Origin of the sequence: Dyella sp., from assembly GCF_036384435.1 — a bacterium.
In the GTDB taxonomy this organism is placed as follows: Bacteria; Pseudomonadota; Gammaproteobacteria; order Xanthomonadales; family Rhodanobacteraceae; genus GSA-30.
Genome location: NZ_DASVMI010000023.1, coordinates 1 through 6,835, shown reverse-complemented (window position 1 = coordinate 6,835; position 6,835 = coordinate 1). Strand labels below are relative to the sequence as shown.

The window sequence follows — 6,835 nt, the reverse complement described above, 5'->3', positions numbered from 1 at the left end:
GACCCAGAGCGGGTGAGGCAACCAGCCGGTTGCCTCACCCATTACGCGGTCGTGCGCAGCGGCATGGGAGGTATGACGACGATTCGTTGAGCTCGCCAGCCCTGCGTGGGCGGTATGTGCTCTGCGCAGACGAATTCTTCCGCGGTGCAAGGCGTGACGTGGATCGCGGCTTGGATGTTCCGCGACTTGGAGGTTTTAACACCTCATCTGCGACCGAATCGCAGATTGCTTCCCGACTGAAGTCACTCCTACGACGAAGAGGCGGCGCGACGGGTGCGGGCGGCCTTGCGGGCGGCCGTAGCGCGACCGCGCGCGCCCTTGGTGCGGGCGGCTTTTTTTGCAGCTGCCGAGCGACTGGCTGCGGTTCGCTTGCCAGCTGCCGCACGTGATTGCCGTGAGAGTGCCGTCTTGCTGGCGCTGCTGCGGCCTTCGCGCTTGAGCGCCTTGGTGGCAGCCCGCTTGCGCGTCGCTGTGGTCTCAGATGACTTCTTGCGCGTAGTCGCTTTCTTGGCAGCCGGGCGTTTGCGTGCCGAGGTCTTCTTGGTGGCCGCTTTCTTCGCAGAGGCACCCTTGGCCGGTATGTTCACTCCCGCACGGCGGGCTTTGGACAAACCAATAGCGATAGCCTGCTTGGCCGAACGGGCGCCGTGTTTACCTTCACGAATATGATCGATTTCCTCGCGCACGAACTCCCCGGCCTGGGTGCTGGGCGCCTTGCCCGCGCGCTTGTCGGCACGGGCACGTTGCAAGGTCTTCTTGTCAGGCATGACCACTCTCCGCGCTATCGGATGAGGTGTCAGGGTGCACCCGATGGCGTGAAGCACCGGGCAAAAAATACTCAATGCTCTATCGTTTTCAGGCGTCGCTATCCTCGGCGGCGACAAAGCCCCCGGTCTGGTGCGCCCACAAGCGCGCATATAAGCCGCCCTGCCCGATCAGCTCGGCATGCGTGCCACTTTCGACGATGAGCCCCCTGTCCATCACGACCAGACGGTCCATACGTGCAATCGTCGAAAGCCTGTGGGCAATGGCGATCACGGTCTTGCCGCGCATGAGCGTATCCAGGCTCTCCTGGATCGCCGCCTCCGATTCGGAGTCGAGTGCAGAGGTCGCTTCGTCGAGAATCAGGATCGGAGCGTCCTTGAGCAACACGCGAGCAATGGCGATGCGTTGCCGCTGCCCGCCACTGAGCTTGACGCCACGCTCGCCCACATGAGCCTCGTACCCGCTACGGCCTTCACCATCGATCAACTGCGGAATGAACTCGTCCGCACGCGCCTTGCGCACCGCATCGGCGATCTGTTCCTGGCTGGCATTCGGGCGGCCATAAAGCAGGTTGTCCCGGATCGAGCGATGCAACAACGCCGTATCTTGTGTGACCACGCCGATCTGCGAGCGCAGGCTCTGCTGGGTCACGCCAGCGATATCCTGGCCATCGACCAAGATTCGTCCAGACTCAAGGTCATAAAGACGAAGCAACACGTTCACGAGCGTGGATTTGCCCGCGCCGGACGGCCCGACCAGGCCTATCTTTTCGCCAGGTCGCACATGCAGGTCCAGCCCGGCCATCACGCCACCGGCCTTGCCGTAATGAAAATGGATGTTCTGGAAATCCACGCCGCCTTCGGATACCTGCAACGGCACGGCATCGGCATGATCCTGCACGGTGCGCGGTTGCGAGATGGTTTCCAAGCCGTCCTGCACGGTGCCTACATTTTCAAAGATGCCGTTGACCACCCACATGATCCAGCCGGACATGTTGTTGATGCGAATGACCAGGCCGGTGGAGAGGGCGATGGCGCCGACCGTGACACGGCTTTCGCTCCACAGCCAGATCGCCAGCGCTGACGTACCCACGATCAGGAAACCATTGAGCGTCGTGATGGTGCTGTCCATCGCCGTCGTCAGCCGCGTCATGCTGCGCAGTTTGACGATCTGCTCGCGCATCGCGTCGGCGACGTAGTTTTCCTCGCGCTCGGTGTGCGAAAACAACTTCAGGGTAAGAATATTGCTGTAGCCATCGACAATCCGCCCCATCAGCTTCGAGCGGGCCTCGGACTGGCGCCAGGAGCGCTCCTTGGTGCGCGGCACGAAATACGCCAATGTACCGATATAAGCGAAAAGCCAAAGCAACAGCGGCACCGCCAGCCATACATCCGCTTGCGCGAACATCACCAGGGCGCTACCTGTATAGATAGCCACATACCAGATGGCATCGACGATCTGTACCGCCGATTCACGCAGGGACGCCCCCGTCTGCATGATGCGATTGGCGATGCGGCCGGCATAGTCATTCTGGAAGAAACTCAGGCTCTGTCGAATGACGTAGCGATGATTCTGCCAGCGGATACGCCCGGTCAGGTTCGGCAGGATCGCCTGGTTGACCAGCAGGTCATGCAAGCCCAGCAATACCGGGCGGGCGATCAACGCCACGAAGGCCATCCATAGCAACTGATGCCCGTGTTGCTGGAAGAATGCGCTGCCCGGCGTGCCACGCGCCATGTCCACGATGCTGCCGATGAAACCGAACAGCGATACTTCCACCAACGCCACGCCCAGGCCCACGACGATCGTGGCGGCGAATATCGGCCATACCTGGCGCAAATAGAACACGTAGAAGCGCCAGACGGACTTCGGCGGCATGCTGTCGATCGGCTCTTTGAAGGCGTCGATCAGGGATTCGAACCAGCGGAACATCATGGTTTGCCTTTAGCAGGGAAAGGCTATTGTGCGCGGTCGTGTCGCGTGAGGGAAATCAACGGCTCAACGGCGCGAGGCCAGTTTGTCTGCCCAACGGGTCGGCTCGGGCAACCGGTGGCGCAGGCAGCAACGCAGGACCAGCTCTGGCGCACTCGCCTGGCTGACACGATGACCCGGCGACACAATCAGCGGCCGCACTCTGTCCTTGCTACGCAATACCGTCCCAATCACATGCCCGCGATAGAGCAGCGGCGTGTGTTCGCCCCGCTTTTCGCCGAGCGGCCCGTGGGTGCCTACCAGGATGTTCTTGGCCACGCCGATCGTCGGCAAGCCAGTCACCACCCCCAGGTGCGCGGCAATACCCAGCCCCCGAGGATGGGCAACACCTTGCCCGTCCACAAAGACCAGGTCAGGAACCTGGGGCAGCCGCGCCAGCGCATCGAGCACGGCCGGCAATTCACGAAACGACAGCAAACCGGGAATGTACGGCATACGCGTGGGCATACGCGCCACCACATCGGCAACCGGATGCAGGCTGGAGGCATCCAGCAGCACGGCGGCTGCCCGCGTAATGGCGCCTTCGGCTTCCAATCCCACGTCCACCCCGGCGATCAGCCGCAACGCGGGGAAGTCGTCCTCAAGCGTTACTTGAGTGGCCAATTGCGTCTGCATGGCCCGCGCCCGCGCCACATCGCCATCCCATGCGGGCCAGGAGAGAGAGGATATTGTCATCGTGAACAATGCCAGAGGCTGAACGCCGAATCGTACAGCAACGACATATATCGCCCGTGACGATTGACCGTGCCCATGCGCCCCCGGATCATCCGCGCCATGCGCCTATTGCCCAGACTTCTGCTCATCCTCTCGCTGGCCGCCACCAGCGCCCTCTCCTTTGCGCAGGATGCGCCAGCCTCTTCGAGCACCGCGGCACCACCGTCGGCTGACCAACTGCTCGACCAGCTCGATCAGATCCAGGACGCCCTCAAGGCCAAGACGCCTCCAGATGACGCGGATTTGGTCGGCTTGCGCAACAAGGTGCAAGGCATCCAGCAACAAGCCAATGCCCTGATGGACACGCTCAAGCCGCAAAGCGCCAGCTTGCAGGCCAAGCTCGACGTCCTGGGCGCACCGCCGGCCAAGGGCGCGCCCCCGGAAGCCCCGGAGATCGCCAGCCAACGCAAGGAGCTGACCAAGGCCAAGGCTGACGTCGACGGACAGGTCAAGCAGGCCACGACCGTAGGACTCGACAGTTTGCAGGCGCTTGGCAGCATCGCCGATCTGCAGCGCAAGACTTTCGAGGCCCAGTTGTCGCAGCGCACCGCATCACCGCTGACAGGCAGTTTTTGGCAAACCCTGGGCCACGACCTTCCACGCGATCTTGAAGAGCTGCGCCAGCTCACCGGCGATATTGGCTCGGCAATCGGCCAAGCCTGGGAAAAACCCAATCGCCTGCCATTCCTGCTCTGCCTGACCGCTGCCATCGTCTTGCTGGTGGCCCGGCGGTTTATCGAACGCGTAACAGTGCACCTGTCGGCCCGCTTCATGCCCAAGGGGCATCTGCGCCGTAGCGGCCTGGCCACCCTGATCGCCATGATTACCGCGCTATGCATGGGTATGGCTGCATACCTGGCGTATCTGTCGCTCAACTGGAACAAACTGCTCGACGAAAACCTGGACAGCCTGCTGCATTCGATGGTGCGACTGGTGTGCTTTTGCGCCTATGTCTCCGGCCTTGGACGAGCCCTCCTGAGCGTGCGGCGTCCATCCTGGCGCATGCCAACACTTTCGGACGATACCGCCACGCATCTGCGCCCCTTCCCCTGGCTGATGGCCGTTGCCGTCTTCATCATGGGCACGGTCGATCAGATCAACAAGGACATTGGCGCCGGCCTCACCACGATCATGGTGACCAATGGCACGCTGTCACTGATCATCAGCACACTGATAGCCGCCGTGCTGTTGCGATTGGGACAAGCACGCCGAGTCATGCTCGCGGCGGGTGAAACCCCTGCGCGTCGTCCCATCTGGGTAGGCATCCTGGTCTTCGCCGCGTTTTCGGGCGTGATCCTCTGCTGGCTGGCGGTGCTGACCGGTTTCTTTGCCCTGTCCTGGGTGGTTGCTCGCCAGATGGTCTGGACGAGCGTGATCATCATTTCGTTTTATTTGTATTCGCATCTGCTGCACGATCTGGCCGAAACCCTGCTTTCGCCAACCGAACGCGTCGGGCAGCGCGTACAGGAAACCTTCGGCCTGCCGGCCGAACGCCTGGAACAGACCGCTACCATTATCTCCGGTGCGGGCCGCGCCCTGCTGATGTTGCTGGCGCTCTCACTGGTGTTCCTGCGCTATGGCGCCGGCCCCACGGAACTGATCAACCAGGTCATGCATTTCTTTGCCGGCGAGAAAGGCGTCGGTTCATTGAGTTTTGCGCCAGGCGACCTGTTCAATGCAGCACTGGTGGTGTTCTTCGGCATGCTGGTGGTGCGGGCGATCAAACAGTGGCTGAGCAATCAGTTACTGCCAAGAACCTCCCTCGAACTTGGCATGCAGAACTCCATCGTCACCTTGCTCGGTTACGTGGGCGGCATCCTGGTCTTCCTGATCGCCCTGGCCGCCTTGCAGGTGAACCTGCAAAGCATCGCCTGGGTCGCCAGCGCCTTGTCGGTCGGCATCGGCTTCGGCTTGCAGGCAATCGTGCAGAATTTCATTTCCGGCCTGATCCTGTTGGCCGAACGCCCCGTCAAGGTAGGCGACTGGGTCAGTCTGGGGAGCGGCGTGGAAGGCGATATTCGTCGAATCAACGTGCGTGCCACGGAAATCCAGATGTCGGACCGTTCGACAATGATCGTGCCCAATTCGCAATTCATCAGCCAGAACGTGCGTAACGTGACCTGGGGACACGCCCAGGGACGCGTATACCTGCAATTGTCGATGCCGCTGAGCACCGATGCCAGCCGTGCCCGCAAGATCATCCTGGAGGTGTTCAATGCGCATCCATCCACGCTGGAAACGCCAGCCCCATCGGTGACGCTGGACAACCTGGATGCCGGCACCATGACATTTTCCTGCGTGGGTTACGTCAAGAGCCCGCGTGAGGCCAGCGGCGTCAAGAGCGACATCCTGTTCGAACTGCTGGAAAAGCTGCGCGAGGCCAACATGCCCTTGAGCAGCCCGCAGGACATGGTAATCCACACCGTCAGGCAGACGGTGGCGCGTAGTGAAATCTCACCGGTGGTCGGTAGCGACGATGCCGAAGGCAGCAATGCAGGCGATACAAAGCCTGGTTGACGACATGGGAGCAGACGTATGAGTAGCAGCGGCAGCACAATCATTCCCGGCATGCGCTATCGCGACGCGCGCAGCATGATCGATTGGCTATGCAAGGCATTCGGCTTCGAGAAACATGCGGTATACGAAGAAAACGGACATATCGTGCATGCCCAGCTGACTTACGGCAACGGCATGATCATGCTGGGCGAAATACACGATGACGCTTTTGGCAAACGTTTCGCGCAACCGAGTGACATCGGCGGACGCGAAACACAATGCGCTTGCGTGATCGTGGCCGACTGCAAGGCTCATTACGAACGCGCCAAGGCCGCCGGCGCGATCATCATCGACGAATACGCCGAGAAGGAATACGGCGGCGCAGGCTATGGATGCAGTGACCCTGAAGGCCACCTGTGGTGGTTCGGCAGCTATGACCCATGGGCTGGCGGCGATGGTGATGAGTGAAGTCGCTCTTCACGGCCGCCGCAGGAGCGAATTCATTCGCGATGCCATCGGCGACTCAGTCGCCGATGGGGGCTCCAAGAACCGCCAAGCCGCGACCACGTCGCGACTTGCTTCGCGACTGGAGTCGCTCCTACAACGCGCGCGGCGGGTGATACGGCACTTCCAACACCGGTATCAACCTTTCTTGACTGGCTCCAGTTTCAAATCCTGAAAGTCGAAGCTGAAATCCGTCAAAGGCGAGATGGGCTCCATGCGCACATCACGAATCTTGCCGTCGGCATCAAGCGAGTAGGTCACAAAGGCATCGGCGTTGAGTGAGCGATCATCCCATCGCACGACGAAGCTGTCGTGTTGCCATGGCGTCATGCTGCCTTCCAGTTGCGCTGTTTTGGTAAAGCGC

Annotated in this window: 6 protein-coding genes; 2 read left to right on the top strand and 4 right to left on the bottom strand. The window is 61.2% G+C overall.

Translation table 11 applies throughout. From position 1 onward, the window contains the following. Nucleotides 1-248: 248 nt before the first annotated feature. The 3 genes from VF436_RS01935 to nfi form a co-directional block, all read right to left on the bottom strand. Nucleotides 249-767, bottom strand: a complete 519-nt coding sequence (locus VF436_RS01935; protein ID WP_330902287.1) for a DUF6496 domain-containing protein — start codon at nucleotides 765-767, stop codon at nucleotides 249-251. A gap of 88 nt (nucleotides 768-855) precedes the next feature. Continuing rightward, nucleotides 856-2,697 carry an ABC transporter ATP-binding protein gene (locus tag VF436_RS01930; protein ID WP_330902288.1) on the bottom strand — a complete coding sequence of 614 codons (1,842 nt, stop codon included), beginning with the start codon at nucleotides 2,695-2,697 and terminating at the stop codon, nucleotides 856-858. Nucleotides 2,698-2,763: 66 nt separating this feature from the next. Continuing rightward, the gene (nfi, locus tag VF436_RS01925; RefSeq protein ID WP_330902286.1) at nucleotides 2,764-3,432 is read right to left on the bottom strand and encodes a deoxyribonuclease V; all 669 of its coding nucleotides are present in this window, start codon (nucleotides 3,430-3,432) and stop codon (nucleotides 2,764-2,766) included. Nucleotides 3,433-3,531: 99 nt separating this feature from the next. Between nfi and VF436_RS01920 the strand changes: the two genes are divergently transcribed. After that, nucleotides 3,532-5,988 (top strand): DUF3772 domain-containing protein, encoded by a 2,457-nt coding sequence (locus VF436_RS01920; protein ID WP_330902285.1) that lies wholly within the window; start codon nucleotides 3,532-3,534, stop codon nucleotides 5,986-5,988. An 18-nt stretch (nucleotides 5,989-6,006) separates the two neighbouring features. Then, nucleotides 6,007-6,435: a VOC family protein gene (locus tag VF436_RS01915; RefSeq protein WP_330902284.1), complete on the top strand. Its 429-nt coding sequence runs from the start codon at nucleotides 6,007-6,009 to the stop codon at nucleotides 6,433-6,435. A 174-nt stretch (nucleotides 6,436-6,609) separates the two neighbouring features. On the opposite strand, the gene VF436_RS01910 is transcribed toward VF436_RS01915, so the two are convergent. Further along, nucleotides 6,610-6,835: DUF3471 domain-containing protein (locus tag VF436_RS01910; protein ID WP_330902283.1), on the bottom strand; the 226-nt coding region annotated here is incomplete at its 5' end.

Excerpts from the sequence above, each read along its gene's own strand:
- VF436_RS01935 (WP_330902287.1), bottom strand. The coding sequence starts at position 767 with ATGCCTGACAAGAAGACCTTGCAACGTGCCCGTGCCGACAAGCGCGCG.
- nfi (WP_330902286.1), bottom strand. The coding sequence starts at position 3,432 with ATGACAATATCCTCTCTCTCCTGGCCCGCATGGGATGGCGATGTGGCG.
- VF436_RS01915 (WP_330902284.1), top strand. The coding sequence starts at position 6,007 with ATGAGTAGCAGCGGCAGCACAATCATTCCCGGCATGCGCTATCGCGAC.
- VF436_RS01930 (WP_330902288.1), bottom strand. The coding sequence starts at position 2,697 with ATGTTCCGCTGGTTCGAATCCCTGATCGACGCCTTCAAAGAGCCGATC.
- VF436_RS01920 (WP_330902285.1), top strand. The coding sequence starts at position 3,532 with ATGCGCCTATTGCCCAGACTTCTGCTCATCCTCTCGCTGGCCGCCACC.